The organism is Marinobacter iranensis (assembly GCF_029207565.1).
In the GTDB taxonomy this organism is placed as follows: Bacteria; Pseudomonadota; Gammaproteobacteria; order Pseudomonadales; family Oleiphilaceae; genus Marinobacter; species Marinobacter iranensis.
In genome coordinates this window covers 1-342 of record NZ_JANCMW010000052.1, presented here as the reverse complement: position 1 = coordinate 342, position 342 = coordinate 1, and the positions used below count along the sequence as shown (strand labels likewise).

General features: G+C 67.0%; 1 protein-coding gene. It reads left to right on the top strand.

From position 1 onward, the window contains the following. On the top strand, positions 1 to 342 hold a 342-nt coding region (locus NLU14_RS21400; RefSeq protein ID WP_275710430.1), incomplete at both ends, for an anthranilate synthase component II.

The window sequence follows — 342 nt, the reverse complement described above, 5'->3', positions numbered from 1 at the left end:
AAGCGGGGATCAGCCTCGATCTCGTCGCCGCCTGCGCCGACCTTGGCAAGCCGCTGCTCGGCGTCTGCCTCGGCCATCAGGCGATCGGCCAGCATTTCGGCGGATCGGTGGTCCGCGGCGGGCTGATGCACGGCAAGACGAGCCCGGTGAACCATGACGGCACCGGCCTGTTCGAAGGCCTGCCCTCGCCCTTCACCGCGACGCGCTACCATTCGCTGATCGTCACCGACATTCCCGAGGATCTGGTGGTCAACGCCACTGCGGACGACGGGCATGTAATGGGCTTCCGGCACCGGACGCTGCCGATCCATGGCGTGCAGTTCCATCCGGAGAGCATCGCCA